General features: G+C 69.5%; 15 protein-coding genes and 1 pseudogene. 5 read left to right on the top strand and 11 right to left on the bottom strand.

Annotated elements, in window-relative coordinates; translation table 11 throughout:
• Positions 1 to 2 precede the first annotated feature (2 nt).
• From EOW66_RS10570 to EOW66_RS10560, 3 genes are read left to right on the top strand one after another with little or no spacing between them, the layout of a single operon-like run.
• Positions 3 to 830, top strand: coding sequence for an ABC transporter permease (locus EOW66_RS10570; protein ID WP_128156329.1), 828 nt, complete (start codon positions 3 to 5; stop codon positions 828 to 830).
• Between the two features lie 2 nt (positions 831 to 832).
• A complete protein-coding gene (locus EOW66_RS10565; protein ID WP_128156328.1) occupies positions 833 to 2,434 on the top strand; it encodes an ABC transporter ATP-binding protein in 1,602 nt (533 codons plus the stop codon).
• Entirely contained in the window at positions 2,431 to 3,309 is an 879-nt protein-coding gene (locus EOW66_RS10560) for an alpha/beta hydrolase (protein ID WP_128156327.1), read from the top strand. Before EOW66_RS10565 ends, EOW66_RS10560 begins: the two co-directional genes overlap by 4 nt.
• Before the next feature lie 73 nt (positions 3,310 to 3,382).
• On the opposite strand, the gene EOW66_RS20390 is transcribed toward EOW66_RS10560, so the two are convergent.
• Positions 3,383 to 3,691, bottom strand: coding sequence for a hypothetical protein (locus tag EOW66_RS20390; protein WP_164881081.1), 309 nt, complete (start codon positions 3,689 to 3,691; stop codon positions 3,383 to 3,385).
• Between EOW66_RS20390 and EOW66_RS10555 the strand changes: the two are divergent.
• Positions 3,672 to 4,506, top strand: a pseudogene (locus EOW66_RS10555) (IS3 family transposase); the annotation flags it as partial. The gene EOW66_RS20390 and the pseudogene EOW66_RS10555 overlap by 20 nt on opposite strands.
• A 364-nt stretch (positions 4,507 to 4,870) precedes the next feature.
• Here the strand turns inward: EOW66_RS10555 and EOW66_RS10550 are convergent.
• From EOW66_RS10550 to EOW66_RS10540, 3 genes are all read right to left on the bottom strand, one after another.
• The gene (locus EOW66_RS10550) at positions 4,871 to 5,896 is read right to left on the bottom strand and encodes a GlxA family transcriptional regulator (protein ID WP_128156326.1); all 1,026 of its coding nucleotides are present in this window, start codon (positions 5,894 to 5,896) and stop codon (positions 4,871 to 4,873) included.
• A 125-nt stretch (positions 5,897 to 6,021) separates the two neighbouring features.
• Positions 6,022 to 7,371, bottom strand: a complete 1,350-nt coding sequence (locus tag EOW66_RS10545) for an esterase-like activity of phytase family protein (RefSeq protein ID WP_128156325.1) — start codon at positions 7,369 to 7,371, stop codon at positions 6,022 to 6,024.
• Between the two features lie 95 nt (positions 7,372 to 7,466).
• Positions 7,467 to 8,375, bottom strand: a complete 909-nt coding sequence (locus tag EOW66_RS10540; RefSeq protein ID WP_128156324.1) for a LysR family transcriptional regulator — start codon at positions 8,373 to 8,375, stop codon at positions 7,467 to 7,469.
• Positions 8,376 to 8,475: 100 nt separating this feature from the next.
• Between EOW66_RS10540 and speB the strand changes: the two genes are divergently transcribed.
• Positions 8,476 to 9,420, top strand: coding sequence for an agmatinase (gene speB, locus EOW66_RS10535; RefSeq protein ID WP_128156323.1), 945 nt, complete (start codon positions 8,476 to 8,478; stop codon positions 9,418 to 9,420).
• A 16-nt stretch (positions 9,421 to 9,436) separates the two neighbouring features.
• On the opposite strand, the gene atzF is transcribed toward speB, so the two are convergent.
• From atzF to EOW66_RS10500, 7 genes are read right to left on the bottom strand one after another with little or no spacing between them, the layout of a single operon-like run.
• Positions 9,437 to 11,230, bottom strand: a complete 1,794-nt coding sequence (atzF, locus tag EOW66_RS10530) for an allophanate hydrolase (protein WP_128156322.1) — start codon at positions 11,228 to 11,230, stop codon at positions 9,437 to 9,439.
• Positions 11,230 to 14,730, bottom strand: coding sequence for a 5-oxoprolinase/urea amidolyase family protein (locus tag EOW66_RS10525; protein ID WP_128156321.1), 3,501 nt, complete (start codon positions 14,728 to 14,730; stop codon positions 11,230 to 11,232). The genes atzF and EOW66_RS10525 overlap by 1 nt, the downstream gene beginning before the upstream one ends.
• A 4-nt stretch (positions 14,731 to 14,734) precedes the next feature.
• Positions 14,735 to 15,331 (bottom strand): urea amidolyase associated protein UAAP2, encoded by a 597-nt coding sequence (locus EOW66_RS10520; RefSeq protein WP_128156320.1) that lies wholly within the window; start codon positions 15,329 to 15,331, stop codon positions 14,735 to 14,737.
• Positions 15,332 to 15,341: 10 nt separating this feature from the next.
• Positions 15,342 to 16,148 carry an urea amidolyase associated protein UAAP1 gene (locus EOW66_RS10515; RefSeq protein ID WP_206363687.1) on the bottom strand — a complete coding sequence of 269 codons (807 nt, stop codon included), beginning with the start codon at positions 16,146 to 16,148 and terminating at the stop codon, positions 15,342 to 15,344.
• Positions 16,120 to 16,977: an ABC transporter ATP-binding protein gene (locus EOW66_RS10510; RefSeq protein WP_128156319.1), complete on the bottom strand. Its 858-nt coding sequence runs from the start codon at positions 16,975 to 16,977 to the stop codon at positions 16,120 to 16,122. The genes EOW66_RS10515 and EOW66_RS10510 overlap by 29 nt, the downstream gene beginning before the upstream one ends.
• A complete protein-coding gene (locus tag EOW66_RS10505) occupies positions 16,974 to 17,792 on the bottom strand; it encodes an ABC transporter permease (protein ID WP_128156318.1) in 819 nt (272 codons plus the stop codon). Before EOW66_RS10505 ends, EOW66_RS10510 begins: the two co-directional genes overlap by 4 nt.
• 12 nt (positions 17,793 to 17,804) lie before the next feature.
• A complete protein-coding gene (locus EOW66_RS10500) occupies positions 17,805 to 18,872 on the bottom strand; it encodes a putative urea ABC transporter substrate-binding protein (protein WP_128156317.1) in 1,068 nt (355 codons plus the stop codon).
• Positions 18,873 to 18,933: the final 61 nt, after the last annotated feature.

The following is an 18,933-nucleotide window of genomic DNA, read 5'->3' as shown; positions in this document are numbered from 1 at the left end:
CCATGACCCGTATCGTTCCGCTCCTGCGCACGATGCCGCCGACCGCGCTTTTCGGGCTGGTGGTGATCCTGGCCTATCTCGTCACCGCGCTCTGCGCGCCGCTGCTCGCCCCCCATGGCGAGGCCGAGATCGTCGGCGCCCAGTTCGAGCCCTGGGGTGCGGCCTTCCGCATGGGCACCGACACGCTGGGCCGCGACATGCTCTCGCGGCTGATCTGGGGGGCGCGCAACACCGTCGGTGTGGCGCTCGCCACCACCGCGATCGCCTTCAGCGTCGGCGCGCTGGCGGGGCTGCTTGCCGCGGCGCTCGGCGGCTGGGTCGATCTCGTGCTCTCGCGCGTGGTCGACGTGATGATGGCGGTGCCGCCGCTGATCCTGACGCTGCTCGCGCTTTCGGCGCTGGGCCCGGGCGTGCTCAACCTCATCGTGGTCGTGGCCGTGCTCGATGCGACGCGGGTCTTCCGCCTTGCGCGGGCCTCGGCGATGAACGTGATCGTGATGGATTACGTCGAGGCGGCGAAGCTGCGCGGCGAGGGCACGAAATGGATCATCCTGCACGAGGTGCTGCCCAATATCTCCGCGCCGCTGATCGCCGAGTTCGGGCTGCGCTTCTGCTTCGTCTTCCTGACGATCTCGGCGCTGAGCTTTCTCGGCCTCGGCCTGCCGCCGCCGATGGCCGACTGGGGCGCGATGGTGCGCGACAATGCCGCGCTGATCACCTTTGGCGACATCACGCCGCTGCTTCCTGCCGCCTGCATCGCGGTGCTGACGATCTCCGTCAATTTCGTCATCGACTGGATGCTGCATCGCGCCTCCGGGCTGAAGGAGTGACCATGCTGCTCGACATCGAGAACCTGAAGATCGAGGCGAAGACGCCCGAGGGCTGGGCGCCGATCCTGCACGGGGTCGACCTCAAGGTCGATCGCGGCGAGGTCGTCGGGCTGATCGGCGAATCCGGCGCCGGGAAATCGACGCTCGGCCTTGCGGCGATGGGCTTTGCGCAGCCGGGGCTGCGCTTTGCCGGCGGCCATGTGCGCTTCGAGGGCACCGATCTCTTGCGCCTGTCGGAACGGCAGCGGCGCGCCTTTCGTGGCGATCGCGTCGCCTATGTGGCGCAATCGGCGGCGGCAAGCTTCAACCCGGCCTGGCGGCTGATCGACCAGTTCTGCGAGGGGCCGGCGATCCATCGCAGCGCCGACCGCGCCAGCTCCGAGGCCTTCGCGCGCGCGCTTTACGCCAAGATGCACCTGCCCGATCCCGAGCATTTCGGCCTGCGCTTTCCGCATCAGGTCTCGGGCGGGCAGCTGCAGCGCGCGATGGTGGCGATGGCGATGGCCTGCAAGCCCGACCTCATCGTCTTTGACGAGCCGACCACGGCGCTTGACGTCACGACGCAGATCGGCGTGCTCGCCGCGATCCGTCAGGCGGTCGAGGCGACCGGCACCGCCGGCATCTACATCACCCACGACCTCGCGGTGGTGGCGCAGATGGCCGACCGGATCAAGGTGATGCGCCATGGCCGCGAGGTCGAGGAGGCGCCCACGCGCGCGATGATGGCGGCGCCCGCGGCCGAATATACCCGCTCGCTCTGGGCGGTGCGGGAGTTCCGCCGGCCCGAGCGCGCGCTGGACCGCACCGCGACCCCGGCGCTGGAGATCCGGGGGGTGACCGCGGGCTATGGCCGGCAAAAGGTGCTGCGCGAGGTCAGCTTCGAGGTGCCGCGCGGGGCGACGGTGGCGGTGGTGGGCGAATCCGGCTCGGGCAAATCGACCACGGCGCGGGTGATCACCGGGCTCTTGCCGCCGAGCGCGGGGACGGTCGCGCTGGACGGCGCGATCCTGCCGCCGCGGCTCGACCAGCGCACGCCCGAGCAGCTGCGCAAGATGCAGATGATCTATCAGATGGCGGACACCGCGCTCAATCCGCGCCAGACGATCCGGCAGATCCTGTCGCGGCCGCTCGGCTTCTATCGCGGGCTGAGCGGGCAGGCGCGCGAGGACCGTCTGCACGAGCTGATGGAGCAGATCGAACTCGCCCCCGAAAAATTCCTCGACCGGTTGCCGGGGGAATTGTCGGGCGGGCAGAAGCAGCGCATCGGCATCGCCCGGGCGCTTGCCGCCGATCCCGAGTTCATCATCTGCGACGAGGTGACCAGCGCGCTCGACCAGCTCGTCGCAGAGGGCATCCTGCGGCTGCTGAGCCGGCTGCAGGACGAGACCGGCGTTTCCTACATGTTCATCACCCATGACCTCGCGACGGTGCGCGCGATCGCCGACGATGTGGTGGTGATGCAGGGCGGGCGGGTGATCGACAGCGGGCCGCAGGGCGCGGTGCTCGACCCGCCGCGGGCGGATTACACCCGCACCCTGCTCGCCTCGGTGCCGCAGATGGATCCGGACTGGCTGGAGCGGCGCATCGCGGAGGGTGCGGAATGATCTCCGATCCGCAGGTGCGCGCCTTCATCGCGCAGACCGAGGCCGCCTATCCGCCCGAGGCGAATGGCGCGAGCGCGGCCGAGAACCGCCGCTATTACGACGCGATGTGTGCGCAGTTCCGCGCGCCACGCCCGCCCGGGCTTGCGGTCGCCGATCGCACCTTCGGCGGCGTGCCCTGCCGGGTCTACGGGGCGCAGACGCCGGTCGCGGTGCTCTACATTCACGGCGGCGGCTATGTGGTGGGCGGGCTCGAGAGCCATGACGACATCTGCGCCGAGATCGCCGATGCGACCGGGCTGCAGGCGGTCGCGGTCGACTACCGGCTCGCGCCCGAGCACCGCTGGCCGGCGCAGATCGACGATGTGATCGCGGTCTGGCGTGCGCTCGACCGCCCTGCGGTGGTGGTGGGCGACAGCGCGGGGGCGGCGCTGGCCGCCGGGCTCTGCCTTGACCTGCGGGGCGGGCGGCAGCCGCTGGGTCAGGTGCTGATCTATCCGGGGCTTGGCGGCGACGGCGCGGCGCCGTCCTATACCGAGAACGCCGAGGCGCCGCTTCTGCGCACCATCGATCTGGGCAGCTACCGCAGCGCGCTGCATGGCGAGGGGCCGGTCACCGACCCGCGCGCGGCGCCGCTGATGGCGCCCGATCTCTCGGGGCTGGCGCCGGCCTTCGTGGTGTCCGCCGATGTCGATCCGCTGCGCGATGACGCGCCGGCCTTCGTCGCGCGGCTGCGTGCGGCGGGTGTCGCGGCGGAGTGGCGCAACGAAGCCGAGCTGCCGCATGGCTACCTGCGCGCGCGGCGCAGCTCGGATCGGGCGCGGCGCAGCTTTCAGGCGATCCTCGCCGCGATCGCGGGCTTTGCCGCGCGCGGCTGAACGGCTTTCATCTTGCCGAAAATACCTCGGGGGGCGCGTCAGCGCGGGGGCAGCGCCCCCTCGCGCGCACCGCTCAGGCCTCCGGCACGAAGTGCGCCGCGCCGATCCACCAGCCCTCGGGCCCGGGCTCCATCGTCGTGCAGAAGATCGCGCCGATGCGGCCCGCGTCGCTGCCATCGGCATGCACGATGCCGCTGAGCACGAAGCGCTGATCTGCTGCCGGTTTTGTGGACACGAAGATAAGATCGTGATCAAGAAACTGGAGAGTGGATCTGGCGAGGCGGAAGTTCAGCCGCGAGTTCAGGATCGGGGCCGTCCGGCCTGTGACGGACCGGGGCGTGGCGGTGGCGCGCGCGTGAGGCGATGTGAGGTTCGCCTTCATCGCCAAACACCGCCAGATCTGCGGGCTGCGTCAGGCTCTGGAGGTTGCACGCGCCGGCTTCCACGCCCGACCAGCCCCCGCGAGCTCCGGGACGCGAAGCGCGTCACGGCGATCGAGATGAGCTTCAGGGGCGGCGACCGGACCTGCGGCGCGCGCCGCATCTGGCGCGACATGCTTGAAGAAGGGCTCGCCTGCGGGCTGCATCGGATCGAGCGGCGCATGCAGGTCAATGTCCTGCGGGCGCGGTCCAGGCGTCATGGAAAGCCCCGGGGCGACGGCGAACGGTCGGTCATCGCCGACAACATTCTGGGCCGGGATTTCCAGGCTGACCGGCCAAACCAGAAATGGCGGGCCGACTTCGCCTGCATCTGGACCGCGGCGGGCAGGCTCTACGTTGCCGCCGTGCCGGACCTGTTTTCCCGGCGCGTCGAGGTCTGGTCCATGACGCCGGAGCGCGATGCGTCGTTCGTCATGGATGCGCCGATGATGGCCGTCTGGCGGCGCGGCAAGGCCAGCGCTTTGCCGCATCATGCGGACCGCGGATCGCGATATACAGTGAGCGGTTTCAAAGGCTTCTGGCCGAAAATGGCATCACCTGCCCGATGCGCAGGGCCGGGAAGGTGTGGGACAATTCCGCAATGGAGAGCTTCTTCTCTTCGCTGAGAACCGAACGCACGGCCCGCAAGGTTTACCGCACCGGTAACGATGCCGGAGCTGATGCATTCGACGACATCGAGCGCTTCGGGAACCCGCACAGGCGGCATTCGAAACTCGGCTATCTCAGCCCAATGCAGGCCCGCGCAATGCGCGCTTGACCTGCCGGCCACGAATCCGGCAGCAGCGCCAGGTCATCTTCTCCTTCCGAATCCCGCACGAAAGCGTGGGCTTTTGCCGCGCACAGAACTTGGGTCGCGCGCAGCGCTTCGCAGGCAATTGGTTCAAAACGGCACGGAACAGGTTCAATATTTCGGGCGGTAAAGATACGTTTTTTTGCCAATGAATTACAGGCAGTTCGTTTTGCTTCCTGGCAAAATCTGCACTCTTTTTCTCCGGTGGCACCACCTGAAATGTGAACGCGAATTCAATGCCATCCGGCGTTGATGGGCGTCCGGACCGGCTGCCATCCCGGCCCCGTCGCGGCGGTCCCGCCCGGGGCCTTGTGCTGTTCGGGGGGCCGTTTCAGGGCGCCTTGCGCGCGCTGCGGATGGTGCGGTTGAACTTCGTCGGTGCGGTGCCGAAACGCGCCTTGAAGCTCTTCGAGAAATGCGCGACCGAGCCGAAGCCGCAGGCCAGCGCCACCTCGAGCAGCCCCATGTCGGTGGTCGAGAGCAGCGTGCGGCCGTGGTCGAGGCGAATCCCGCGGTAGAACTCGCCCGGCGTCTCGCCCAGCACCGACAGGAACATCCGCTCGATATGGCGCCGGGAATAGCCCGCCACCCGCGACAGGTCGTCAAGCGTCAGCGGGTCCTCGATATGGGCGTTCATCAGGGTGACGATGTTCAGGAGGCCCGGATTCCGCGAGCGGATCAGCACCGAAAGCGAGCTGCGCTGTTCCTTCTCGATGCCGACCATCACCTTGCGCAGGCACATCTCCGAGACCATCGCGGAAAATTCCGCGCCGTGGTCCTCGGCGATCAGCGACAGCATCATGTCGGTCGCCGCGGCGCCGCCGCCGCAGGTCATCACCGGGCCCGAGATCTCGAAGCGGTTGGCCGAGGGGCAGAGCGCGGGGAAGTCCTCGCGGAAGGTGGGCTGGTTTTCCCAGTGCAGGGTGAAGGGATGGCCCTCGAGCAGGCCGGCCGCGGCGAGCGCCACCGCGCCGGTGCAGATCCCGCCGACGGCGCCGCCGAAGCGGGCGTGGCGCTGGATCGCGCCCACCACCTTCGGCGCCAGTGCGGCTGTGGGCGGGGTGCCGGCGCAGACGAAGGCGCGGGTGGCGCGGTCCATCGTCCCGATCGGGCCGTCGACGCAGACCGAGATCCCCGAGGAACTCGCGACCGGCGCGCCGCTTTCCGACATCAGCTGCCAGCGGTAGAGCGGCTGCTGCGAGAGCTGGTTGGCGATGCGCAGCGGCTCGACCGCCGAGCTGAAGGCGAGAAGGGTGAAGCCGGGCACGAGCAGGAAGGCATAGGACCGCGTCGGGCCGCCCGCGGGCACCGGGTAATAGGCCGCCCCGAGGGGCACGATGGTGTCGTCTGTGGGCATGAACGCTCCCCTTCCGCCTGTCCTCACCGCTCTAGCACCTCGGCGGGCGCGGTGACAGGGGATCGGGCGGGGGGAGGCGGGCCGGCGACCCGTGGGCCGCCGGTCCGCTGAGCGTGAGCTGCGGCTTACTTCGCCGAGAGCAGTTCCGGCACCGAGAGCAGGATGAACTCGTTGTTCGCGGCCTTGCCGACCTCGCGCCCGCCCGAGAACGGCAGGTTGTTGTCATTGGCCACCAGGATGTGGGTGTCGTCCACCCGCGCCACGTCCTCGATGGTGAAGAACGGGAAGGTGAAGGGGCCCGCGGCGGGTTTCATCCCGGCGAGCGCCTTGCCCTCGGGATCGGCGATGTTCAGCAGGTCGATATGGCCGATGCGGCGCAGATAGCCCTCGGCATCGACCGAGGCGGTGTCGAGCAGAACGATGTTCTTCACCTTCGCCGGGATCGGGTAGCAGGCCGAGGTGTCGGTGGCGCCCGCGGCGCAGGCCTTGGCCGCGTCGCCCTCGCCGTTGTCGCGTTCGATCACCAGCGCATGGGTGGCGTCGATGAAGTTGAAATCGCCGATCGCCGTCGCGCCTTCGGAGAGGCGGAACTTGAAGCTCTCGCCGGTCCAGTCCTTCTTCGCCGGATCGAAGGTCATCACCCGCAGGAAATCGCCCTCGGTGCCGCCGCCGGCCACCAGCAGCGGTTTTTCCAGCATCGCCCAAAGCAGGTTGGTGCCGGGCTGCAGCGCCATGCCCTCATAGCCGCCCGAGCGTTGCACCTGATAATCCTTGCCCGCCTCGGCCGGAACCTTGACGCCGGGGGTGTCGGGGCCGGCGAGCACCGCACCGTCAAGCCGCGTCGGGATCACGTCGAGGATCGCGCCGTCGCGCGCCACATGCAGCAGATAGGGGCCGAATTCCTCGCCGATCCAGAAGGTGCCGTCGAGAGACTGCAGGCTTTCCGGGTCGAAATCGGCGCCGGTCAGATAGCGGCTGTCGGTGCCTTCATTGGCGATGCGGAACGGCACCTTGTGATCGGGGTCGTGCAGGAAGATGGTTTCCTTGCGGGTCACCGTGCCGGTGGCGAAATCGGGGGCCATGCGGTGGAAGAACAGCATCGCATCGGGGCTGTTCGCCTTCGAGCCGAAACCGTTGTCGGTCAGCGCGAACCAGCTGCCATCCTCGGCGCGGTTCATCGCGAAGCCCGACATCCCCTGCACCGGCTGGCCGATGAAGGGCAGGGCGATGCCGGTCTCGTGGCCGCCATAGCTCTTGCCGACATTGCCCATCACGCTCATCGGCGCCTCGTTGCGGGTCGGGCCGGTGAACTTGCCCGAGATCCACAGATCGCGCGGCGCATCGGCGGGCGGCGCGACGAGCGACAGCGCCGGCAGGAAGGCATGGCCGGCGAGCGTTGCCGGGAAGACCTCTTCGGCAAGGGCCGGGGTGGACAGGGCGGTGCAGGCCGCCAGCAGGGCGATCTTGAAGGTCATCGGTGTCTCCTGTGAGTTGGTGAGGCAGGAGCTAGCGGCACCAGATGACGCTCACGCAAAAGGTGAACGATGGTTTCTTGAAGGAAATGTGGCGCTTAGCCCGCGCTTGCCCGGGCCGCGATGGCGGCGATCAGTTCGCGCAGGAACAGATCCTGAAGCGGCGTCGCGCGCACCCCGGCCCGCGTCGCCAGCATCAGCGGCGAGGTCAGGGGGAAGCCCGTGCCAAGGATGCGCAGGTTGCCCGCCGCGACATGGGCCTTTGCGTAATGGGCGGGCAGGTAGCCGATGTAGCGCCCCGACAGCAGGAACATCGCCTGCGCCTCCATGTTCGCGGCGCTGGCCGGCATCACCGCCCCCGGGAACGGGCCAAGCTCGCGCTGGTTCGCATAGGGCCGGCCGACGAAGGGCCAGAGGGCAATCTCGGCCGGCGTGACCGCCTCGCCGGCACGGGGAAACAGCGGATGGCCGCGGCCGCAATAGAGCAGGTGGCGCTCCTCGTGCAGCGGGCTCAGCCGCAGCCCCTCGGCGAGCCGCGTCTCGGGCAGGATCGCCAGGTCGAGCGCGCCGCCGGCCAGCCGCACCACCAGCGTCTCGGGATCGGCCATGGCGATGTCGAGCCGCGCCTCGGGGGCCCGCGCGCCGATCCGGCCGATCACCTGCGGCAATGGCAATCCGCTGTCGGTCACCGTGTTGTCGATCATTCCGATCCGCAGCGTGCCGGTGATCCGGTCGCGCAGCCGACCGACCTCGCTTTCAAACGTGTCGAGCGAGAGGAACAGCGCCTCCGAGCGGGCATGGACCAGCGCGCCGCGCTCGGTCAGGGCAAAACCGCCGCGGCCGCGCCGGCACAGCGGGAAGCCGAGCCGCTCCTCGAGCGCCTTGACGTGAAAGCTGATCGCCGATTGCGACAGGCCAAGCGCGATCTGCGCGCCGGTGAAGCCCTCGTGCTCGACCACCGCGCGGAACACGGCAAGGGCGCGCAGATCGGTGTTGGCAATCTTCATTCACATCAACCTTTCTGATGTGAAGATCATATGTTCCGTATTCTTGGGTGCAATGCCTCGTGCCATGCCTTGGCCCGAAGCCCTGCGGAAAGGACCCCCGATGGCACATGATTACGAGAGCGGCCGGCTGAACCTGCCCTTCGTCGGCATCTCCACCTTCGCGAAATCGCCCTACGAGCCGGACTGGAGCCGGATCGACGCCGATGTGGCGGTGATGGGCGCGCCCTTCGACTGCGGCACGCAATGGCGCGCCGGCACACGCTTTGGCCCGCGCGGCATCCGCGAGGCCTCGACGCTCTTCGCCTTCGGCCATGCCGGGGCCTATGATTTCGACGACGACACCACCTATCTCGACGGGGTGCGGATCGTCGACATCGGCGATGCCGACATCATCCACACTGACACCGCGGCAAGCCATGCGAATATCGAGGCGGGGGTGCGCGCGATCCTGCGCGCGGGGGCGCTGCCGGTGGTGCTGGGCGGCGATCACTCGATCAACATCCCCTGCATCAACGCCTTTTCCGACGAGGCGCCGGTGCATGTGGTGCAGATCGACGCCCATCTCGATTTCGTCGACGAGCGGCATGGCGTGCGGGTGGGCCACGGCAACCCGATGCGCCGCGCGGCCGAGAAGCCCTGGGTCGAGGGGATGACGCAGATCGGCATCCGCAATGTCTCCTCGACCGCGAAGGAGGGCTACGAGGCGGCGCAGGCGATGGGCTCGGACATCCTGTCGGTGCGGATGGTGCGCCGGCTCGGCATCGCGGCGGTGCTGGAGCGGATCCCGGCCGGGCGGCGCTATTACCTGACGCTCGACATCGACGGCTTCGACCCCTCGATCGCGCCGGGCACCGGCACGCCAAGCCATGGCGGCTTCCAGTATTACGAGGTGCTCGACATCGTCGCGGGGCTGGCGAAGCGCGGCACGATCGTCGGCATCGACCTGGTCGAGGTGGCGCCGGATTACGACCGCACTGGCACCACCGCGATTCTGGCCGCGCAGATCCTGCTCAACACGCTCGGCCGGATCTTCACGGCGCGCTGAGGAGGCTGGGGCGGGCTCAGCCCGCCTTCGCCGCGCAATAGGCACGCCAGCCGCCGAAGCCGGTGATCTCCTCGGCGCCCGCGAGCGCATGGCCCTCGCACAGGAAGCCAGTCACCTGCCGGCCGTCGTCGAGCGTGACCTTGCCGATGCCGAGCGGCGCCGGGATCGCGGCGACGAAGGCGCCGAAGGCCGCGGGCGGCAGCGCCCAGAGCTCGACCGCAATGCCCGGGCCGGTAAACGCCGGGTCGAAGACCATGCCCGGTTTTGCGGGCACCGTGCCCGCCAGCGCATAGAGCCGATAGCCGGGCGCGGTGCGGGCCGCGCCAAGGCAGCGCCCGCCGGGGCCGGTCAGCTCGCGGTTCAGCGGCATGCCGCTCAGATGCGCGCCGACGACGGCGAGCGTGCACCAGCCCTCGGGCAGGCGCGGCTCGGCCGGCGTGGGCACCGGGGCGCTGCGGTCGCGCCCCATGCCACAGGCCGCGGCCGCGTGCATCGCGCCCGCGAAAGGCACCAGCGCCTCGTCCGAGAAGGCCGGCCCCACAAGCTGCACCCCCACCGGCAGGCCCGAGGCGCCAAAGCCCGCGGGCACCGCGATCGCGGCATAGCCCAGCAGGTTCGCGAAGTTGGTGTAAAGGCCGAACTGGCTGTTGCGCCCGATCGGGTCGGCGCGCATCTCGGCCACCGTCGCGCGGGTGGGCGAGGTCGGCAGCAGCAGCATGTCGACCGCCTCCCAGGTCGGCGCGACCTGCTGGCGCAGCTCGTTCAGCCGGTAAAGGCCGCGGAAGGCCTCGACCGCGCTGCGCCCCTTCGCGCCCTCGATGATCTTGCGCACCGTAGGCTCGAAGTCGTCCGCGTTGGTGGCGAGGAAGTCCTCGACCGCGGCCAGACGTTCTGCGACCCAGGGCCCGTCGTAAAGCAGCGCCGCCGCCTCGCGGAAGGGGGCATAGTCGACGGGGACGAGCGTCGCGCCAAGCGCCTCGGCGCGGGCGCAGGCGGCGTCATAGGCGGCCGCGACCTCGGCATTGCCGTAGAACTCGCGCTCGGCCGCGGTCAGCACGCCGATCCGCGGACGGGCGGGCAGGGCGACGGGCTGGGCCTCGCGCGAGAACGGATCGGCGGGGTCATGGCCCTCGATCAGCCGGCGCACCTCGGCCGCCTCGTCGACGGTGCCGGCGAAGACGGTGATGACATCGACCGAGCGGCAGGCCGGCACGCAACCGGTGTTCGGCACGAGCCCGGGGCTCGGCTTCAGCCCGACGAGGTTGTTGAACATCGCCGGCACGCGGCCCGAACCCGCGGTGTCGGAGCCGAGCGAGAAGGCACACAGCCCCGAGGCCACCGCCACCGCCGAGCCCGAGGACGAGCCGCCCGAGACATAGGCGGCATCGAACACGCAGCGCGGCGCGCCGAAGGGCGAGCGGGTGCCGTTCAGCCCGGTCGCGAACTGGTCGAGGTTGGTCTTGCCGATCACGATCGCGCCCGCCGCACGCAGCCGCGCGACGGTCGTCGCGTCGCGCGCGGGCGAGGTGCCGAAGGCCGGGCAGGCGGCCGTGGTCAGCAGCCCGGCGACGTCGATATTGTCCTTTACCGCAAAGGGAATGCCATAGAGCGGCAGGCCCTCGGGGCCGCGCTCGGCCAGACGCTTCGCCTCGGCGCGCAGGCTCTCGGCCGGGGTCTCGGAGATGAAGACGGCGCGATCGGCCAGCGCGTCGCGGCGGGCGATCACCTCCTCGATCACCTCAAGGGGCGTGGCGCCCGCGGCATAGGCCGCGCGAAGCGCCGCGATCGTCATCATGTCAGGCAGCTGCATCAGTCGGTCTCCAGAATGGCCAGCACGTCGCCGGCGTGAACGGTGCGGCCGGGCGCGGCGCGGGTCTCGCGCAGGCGGCCGGCCGTGGGGCTGTGCACGGTGATCTCCATCTTCATCGATTCGACGATGGCGACGGGATCGCCCGCGGCAAGGCGGGTGCCGGGGGCGACGAGGTATTTCCAGACATTGCCGGGCACCGGGCTTTCGACGCCGGTGCAGCCCTCGGGGATGGCGGCCTGCTCGAAGACGCCGCCCTCGTCGGCGACGAACTGGTCCAGCCCCTCGGCCTTCCAGCGCGCCCGCTCGGCCTCGAAGGCGGCCTGCTGGCGGGCCTTGAAGGCGGCGGTGCCGGCGCTGTCCTGCGCGGCCTTCTCGGCCGCCCAGTCGAAGGTGCCCTCCTCGATGCGCAGGTCGTAGCGGCCATGCGGGAAGGCCTCGCGCGCCTCGGTCAGTTCGTCGTGGCTGACCGGGAAGAAGCGGACCTGATCGAAGTGGCGCAGCAGCCAGGGCGTGTCGGCGAAGGCCGGGGTGCGCCGCCAGGTGTTCCACATCTGGATGGTGCGGCCGAAGAGCTGATAGCCCCCCGGGCCCTCCATGCCATAGATGCACATGTAGGCGCCGCCGATGCCCACCGCGTTCTCCGGCGTCCAGGTCCGGGCGGGGTTGTATTTCGTCGTCACCAGCCGGTGGCGCGGATCGACCGGCGTCGCCACCGGCGCGCCAAGGTAAACATCGCCCAGCCCCATCACCAGATAGCGCGCATCGAAGATCGTGCGCTGCACCGCGGCCTCGTCCGCAAGCCCGTTGATGCGGCGGATGAACTCGATGTTCGAGGGGCACCAGGGCGCGTTCGGCCGCACCAGCTCCTGATACTTGCGCATCGCAAGTTCCGCCTGCGGGTCGTTCCAGGAGAGCGGCAGCCAGACCGTGCGGGTCGGCACCTTCACCGTCTCGGCCGCGGGCAGCCGGGTCTCGATCGCCGCCAGTTCGCGCAGCAGGTCGGGGCGCGAGATCTTCGCGGTGTCGTAGTGCAGTTGCAGCGAGCGGATGCCGGGGGTGAGGTCGATCACCGGCAGGCGGGCCGCCTCGACCGCCTGCATCAGAAGCTGCACCCGCAGTCTGAGCCCGATGTCGAGGCTCATCGGCCCGTATTCGACGAGCAGGTTCTCGTCCCCCTGCCGGCGATAGGCGACGGGCACCGGGGCGTCGGGCAGCGCACCGACGAGCGGCGAGCCGAGCCGGGCGATTGCCGGGCCCGCGACCGGGTCGGCGGGGCGCGCGGCGGGGCGGAAGCGCACCCGGTCGCCGGGCTTCAGCTGGCCAAGCTTCCAGCGGTCGGCGGCGCTGACCACACCCGGGCAGACGAAGCCGCCAAGGCTCGGCCCGTCGGGGCCGAGGATGATCGGCATGTCGCCGGTGAAGTCGATCGCCCCGATGGCATAGGCGTTGTCGTGCAGGTTCGAGGGGTGCAACCCGGCCTCGCCGCCATCCGTGCGCGCCCAGTCGGGCGCCGGGCCGATCAGCCGCACGCCGGTGCGGTCGGAGTTGAAATGCACCTCATAGGCGGTGGCGAACAGGGTCTCGATGTCGCTGTCGCGGAAGAAATCTGGCGCGCCATGCGGGCCGTAGACCAGTTCCAGCTCCCAGTCCTCGGTCAGCTCGGCGGGCTCGGGCGCGGCCGGGGCCTCCTGTGGCACGCGGCCGACATGCAGCACGTCGCCGGTCTTCAGCGTGCCGGTCGCATGGCCGCCGAAATGGCCAAGCGCGAAGGTGGCGCGCGAGCCGAGCACCTTTGGCACCTTGAAGCCGCCCGCAACGGCGAGATAGGCGCGCTGGCCCGGCCCCGTGACCCGGCCGATCGTCAGCGTCGCGCCGGCGGGCACCTCGAGCACCGGGCCCTCGACCGCCACGCCGTCGAGGCTCAGGGCCATCCGCGCCCCGGCAATCGCCACCCGGGCGGCGCGCAGGAAGCGCAGCGTCGGGCCGGCCACCGTCATCTCGAGCGTCGTGGTGTGGGGGTTCTGGCCAAGCAGGCGGTTCGCGTTGCGATGTGCGCGCGGGTCCATCGGCCCCGAGGGCGGCACGCCCACGCCCCACAGCCCGAGCCGGCCCGGCAGCTCCTGCACCGAGCTTTGCGCACCGGGCGCCAGCACCTCAATCCCTTCGGGGGCGAAGGCAAAGCCCGCCAGCGCCGTCGTCGCCACCTTGCCCGAGGCGAAGAGATCCGATCCCGCAATCGCGCGCAGATAGGCGAGGTTGGTCTCGATCCCCGCGACATGGGTGGCGGCGAGCGCCGCGCCGAGCTTGCCGATCGCCTCGGCACGGCTGGCGCCATGCACGATGATCTTCGCCAGCATCGGGTCGTAGAAGGGCGTGACCTCGGTGCCGGTGGCGATCCAGCCGTCGATGCGGGCGTCTGCGGGGAAGGTCACTTCGGTCAGCCGCCCGGCCGAGGGGCGAAAGCCCGCATGCGGCATCTCGGCGTAAAGCCGGGCCTCGATCGCGGCGCCCTGCGGGGCGGGCAGGGGCGCCGGGATCGGGTCCTCGCCCGCCGCCTGACGCACCATCCATTCGACCAGATCAATGCCCAGCACCGCCTCGGTCACCGGGTGCTCGACCTGCAGGCGGGTGTTGACCTCGAGGAAATAGAATTCCTCGCGCGCCGGGTCATAGATGAATTCGACGGTGCCGGCCGAGGCATAGCCGACCTCGGCGCACAGCTCCTCGGCGGCGCGGTGCAGCCGGGCGCGGAGCTCGGGGCGCAGGCCCGGGGCGGGGGTTTCCTCGAGCACCTTCTGGTTGCGCCGCTGCAGCGAGCAGTCACGCTCGCCAAGCGCCACCACCCGGCCGCGGCCGTTGCCGAAGATCTGCACCTCGACATGGCGGGCGTCGGCGACGAAGCGTTCGAGATAGACGCGGGCGTCGCCGAAACTGGCCTGCGCGGTGCGCTCGACACCGGCGAAGGCCGCACGCAGCGCCGGCTCGTCGGCGCACAGGCTCATGCCGATGCCGCCGCCGCCGGCGGTCGACTTCAGCATCACCGGATAGCCGATGCGCGCGGCCTCGGTCGCGGCGGCCTCGGCATCGGGCAGAAGCCCGGTGCCCGGAAGCAGCGGCACACCGGCCCGCGCGGCGATCTCGCGCGCGGTGTGCTTCAGCCCGAAGGCCTCGATCTGCTCGGGCCGCGGGCCGATGAAGGCCACCCCCGCCGCAGCGAGCGCCGCGGCAAAGCGGGTGTTCTCGCTCAGAAACCCATAGCCCGGATGCACCGCCTCGGCGCCGGTGTCGCGGCAGGCCTGCACCACGGCCTCGATCCGCAGATAGCTTTCGGCCGCCGGCGCCGGGCCAAGCCGCACCGCCTCGTCGGCAAGGGCGACATGGGGGGCGAAGCGGTCGGCGTCGGAATAGACCGCGACCGAGGCGATCCCCATCGTCTTCAGCGTGCGGATGATGCGCACCGCGATCTCGCCGCGGTTCGCCACAAGAACCTTCTGGAACATCGGCTTACCCCCGGATCACGACGCGGATCGGCGTCGGGTCGAAGCCGTTGCAGGGGTTGTTGATCTGCGGGCAGTTCGAGATGAAGACGAGCAGGTCCATCGCCGCCTCCATCTCGATGTAATCGCCCGGGTGGCTGATGCCGTCGTCGATGGTCATCGCGCCGTTCTGGCTGATCGGCACGTTCATGAAGAAGTTCAGGTTCGGCACGATGTCGCGCTTGGTCATCCCGTATTCCGAGAATTCCAGGATGAAATTCTCGCGACAGGCATGCAGATACGAGGTCTCGTGGCCGAAGCGCACGGTGTTGCTCTCGCGCGAGCAGCAGCCGGCATTGGTGTCGTGCCGGCCCGAGGTCGCCTCGGTGATCGTCGCCATCAGGTTGCCCTCGGACGAGATCAGCTGTGTGCCCTTCTCGATATAGGCGCCGTTCTGCACCCGCATCGTGTCCTGACTCGAATAGCGCTCGGCGGGGTCGGCGGCGTTGTAAAGGAGCGTGTCGATCGCCTGCTGGCCATAGCTGTCGATGATGCGGATGGTCTGGCCCTGTTTGACGAGGCCCGACCAGGGGCGGTTCGCGGGGATGTCGTGGATCTGTTCCATGGAGGGGACCTCAGGCGCGTGCAGTGTTCTCGAAGCCGCGGACGGCTTCGGCGGTGGCGGTGCGGCACAGGTCGTCCCGGGCGATCGGACGCGCGGCAAGGCGCGTCGCGCTGACGGAGGGAACCTCCGGACCCGTCGTCGGGTCGAGCGGGTGGCGGGTGTTCGACAGCGCGATCAGCAGGTCCTGCTCGGCGCGCAGCTCGACCCAGTCGTCGCCGTTCAGGAGCGCCGGGTTCCAGAAGAACTGCCCTTTGCCATCGACGCGCACCGGCGCGAAGAAGGTCAGCAGCGCGGGCAGGTCGCGCTTGTCGAGGCCAAGCTTGGCGGTGGCGAGGATCATGTTCTCGCGCGTCGAGCGGAAGGCGGGGGTGAAGGGCGCGCGCGCCGGCATCCCGCCGCTCAGCGCATCGTTCGCGCCCGCCGAATCCTCGGTGATCGAGAACAGCACCCGCCCCATGTCGGAAAACACCACGCGGCCCTTCTTCAGGTCGGTCGTCCATTGCAGCTTGCAGGTGTCGGGCAGGTTCTGCCGTTCCGAGCTGTCGGCGGCGGACCAGGCAGCCAGGCTGACCGAGCCGCCCAGCCCGCCCGCCTCGAGCCGCAGGCTCTGGCCGCGGGCGAGCCGGCAGGTGTAATACCACCCCCCCGGCACGGTCTCGGCCCAGATCACGGCCGCAGCTTCGGGTGCGGGCGCGGGGCGCGGGCTTGGCGCCGGCAGCGCCTTCGGCGCGGCGTTCAGCCCCTTGCGCTGGTGTTCCTCATAGCGGGCGCGGTCGGCGGCGATGGCCTCAGCGGAGCGGGGGATATGCGTCAGCATCGGGTTCCTCCTTGGGCCAGGTCGTCCCGGCGATGGGCCCCGGAATGGTCGGGTCGTCCCGACTGGGCAGGAGATCTGCGTCCCAGATCGTGGTCTGGCCGGCACTGCGCGGCGGCCAGATCAGGATGTCCCTGGTGATCGTCGCGCCATAGCGCAGCCGTTCCTCGGGACGGTCGCGGGTGCGCTCGAAGGCGATGATCCGGGTGGCGAGGGTGAAGGCCTCCCTGAGGTCATGCGTCACCATCACCACGGTCATCGGCACCTCGTTCCACAGCCGCTTCATCAGCCGGTGGATGTCGGAGCGGATGCCCGGATCGAGCGCGCCGAAGGGCTCGTCCAGAAGCAGCACCTTCGGCTTCATCATCAGCGCCTGCGCAAGGGCAAGGCGCTGCTGCATGCCGCCCGAAAGCTGGGCGGGATACTTGTCCTCGCTGCCGGCGAGCCCGACCTCGGCCAGCATCGCGCGCGCCTCCTCGGCGATGGCGCGGCGGCGCGCACCGAAGGTGCGGCCGAGGAGGCGGCTTGCCCGCAGCTCGGGCCCGGCCATGACATTGCCGAGCACCGTCATGTGCGCAAAGACCGAATAGCGCTGGAACACCACGCCGCGGTCGGGGCCGGGCTCATCGGGCAGCGGCGCACCGTCGAGGGTGATCGTGCCGCGCGTTGGCGCCTCCTGTCCCAACAGCAGGCGCAGGAAGGTGGTCTTGCCGCAGCCCGAGGGACCGACGAGGGCGAGGAAGGCGCGCGGCGCAATCGTCAGATCGACGTTTTGCAGCACGACCTGATCGCCGTATTCCTTCCACAGGTTACGGATCTCGATGCCGCTCATCGGCCGCGCTCCAGCTCCGACCAGGGGAAGATCCGCCGGCGCAGGGCGGTCAGGCCAAGGTCCATCGCCACCGCGAGCAGGGTGATCCAGGCGACATAGGGAAAGATCACATCCATCGAGAGATAGCGCCGCACCAGAAAGATCCGGTAGCCCAGCCCTGCATCGGCCGAGATCGCCTCGGCCGCGATCAGGAACAGGAAGGCCGGACCGATCTGCAGCCGCAGGCTGTCAATGAGCCGCGGCAGCACCTGCGGCAGCACCACCCGGATCGCGATGAGCCAGGTCGAGGCCGAGAGTGTCTCGGCCTTGATGATCTGCTCGCGCGGCAGCGCCTGCGCCGAGAGCGCGAGGTCGCGGATCAGGATCGGCGCGACGCCGATCACGATCAGCGTGACCTTCGACACCTCGCCCAGACCCAGCACGATGAACAGGATCGGCAAGAGCGCGAGCGGCGGCACCATCGAGACGACGGCGACGAAGGGCGCGAGCACCGCGCGCACCACGGGCAGGATGCCGTTCAGCAGACCGAGCAGCAGCGCGAGCGTGGTGGCGATGCCGATGCCGGCGAGCAGCCGGCCAAGGCTTGCCGCGCTGTCCGACCACAGCAGGTACAGCCCGGTGCGGCGATCGGCGGTGAAGGCGTAGAGCTTCACCGTCTGCGCGATCGTCGACAGCGCCGGCAGCAGCTTGTCGCTCGGGTTCTCCGCCAGCCGCACCGCCGAGCCGACCAGATAGGCGAGCGCCAGCACCACGAAGGGCAGGCAGGCGAGGAGGACTGCCGTCCCCCGTCGCGGTCTGACATTGATGAGCCGCATTGCCCGGCCCGCTTACAGCTTGCCGTCCCGGGCGAGCTGCATGAACGCGTCGGTGTAGCGGAACTTGACGTTCGCGCTGTCGCCGAGCACGGCGCCGCCGGGCATCTCGATGCCGATCGCATCGGCCGAGGTCGCGCCGGTGCCGAGCAGCCCCTTGTCGAAGAGGAAGGTGCGCACATGGTCCATCGTGGTCGGCAGTTCGGCCGAGGTGACGAAGGCGACGCCATCGGCGGGCTTGTCGAAGAGGCGGGTGGCGGCGAGCTGTTCCTCGAACCCGGCCTGATCGGTGCCCGAGGCCGCGCCCATGGCGGCGCGCGCGGCGGCGCCCTCGGCGGTGTCGGCCTGCATCAGCGTCACGGTGTCATACCAGATCCCGGCAAGGGCCTTGCCGAAATCGGGGTTGTCCTTCAGCACCCCGGTGTTCGCCACCATCATGTCGATGATCTCGCCCGGGATCTTCGAGCTGTCGAAGACGACATGGGCGTCGGGCAGCTTCGCGATTTCCGACACCATCGGGTTCCAGGTGACCATCGCGGTCACGTCCGGGGTCTGGAAGGCGCCGACCATGTCCGGATCGGCGGTGTTGACGATCTTGACGTCCTTCTCGGTCATGCCGGCGCTTTCGAGCCCGCGCACCAGCAGGTATTCCGAGACCGAGAACTCGACGAGGCTGACGCTCTGGCCCTTGATGTCGCCAAGGCTGTCCTTGCCCTTCAGGATCACCGCGTCATTGCCGTTCGAGAAATCGCCGATCACCACCGCGGTGGTGTCGACGCCGCCCGCGGCCGGGATCGAGAGCCCGTCCATGTTGGTCAGCGTCACCGCGTCATAGGCGCCGGCGGTGTACTGGTTCATCGACTCGACATAGTCGTTGAACTGCGTGACCTCGATTGTCAGTCCGTATTTGTCGGCCCATTTCTTCACGATGCCATGGTCGGCGGCATAGCCCCAGGGCATCCAGCCGGCATAGATCGACCAGGCGACCTTGAAATCGGTCTTCGGAGCGGCAAAGGCGGGCGAGACGGCGAAGGCGGCCAGGGTTGCGAGCGAGCCGAGAAGGGTGGCGCGGCGGGTCGTCATGGGTCGTTCCTTTCACGTTCAAACTGCATACATGAAGGGACGAACGGACCATCGTTCCGCC

The organism is Paenirhodobacter huangdaonensis (assembly GCF_004022465.1).
In the GTDB taxonomy this organism is placed as follows: Bacteria; Pseudomonadota; Alphaproteobacteria; order Rhodobacterales; family Rhodobacteraceae; genus Rhodobacter; species Rhodobacter huangdaonensis.
This window is presented reverse-complemented; position numbering and strand designations above follow the sequence as displayed.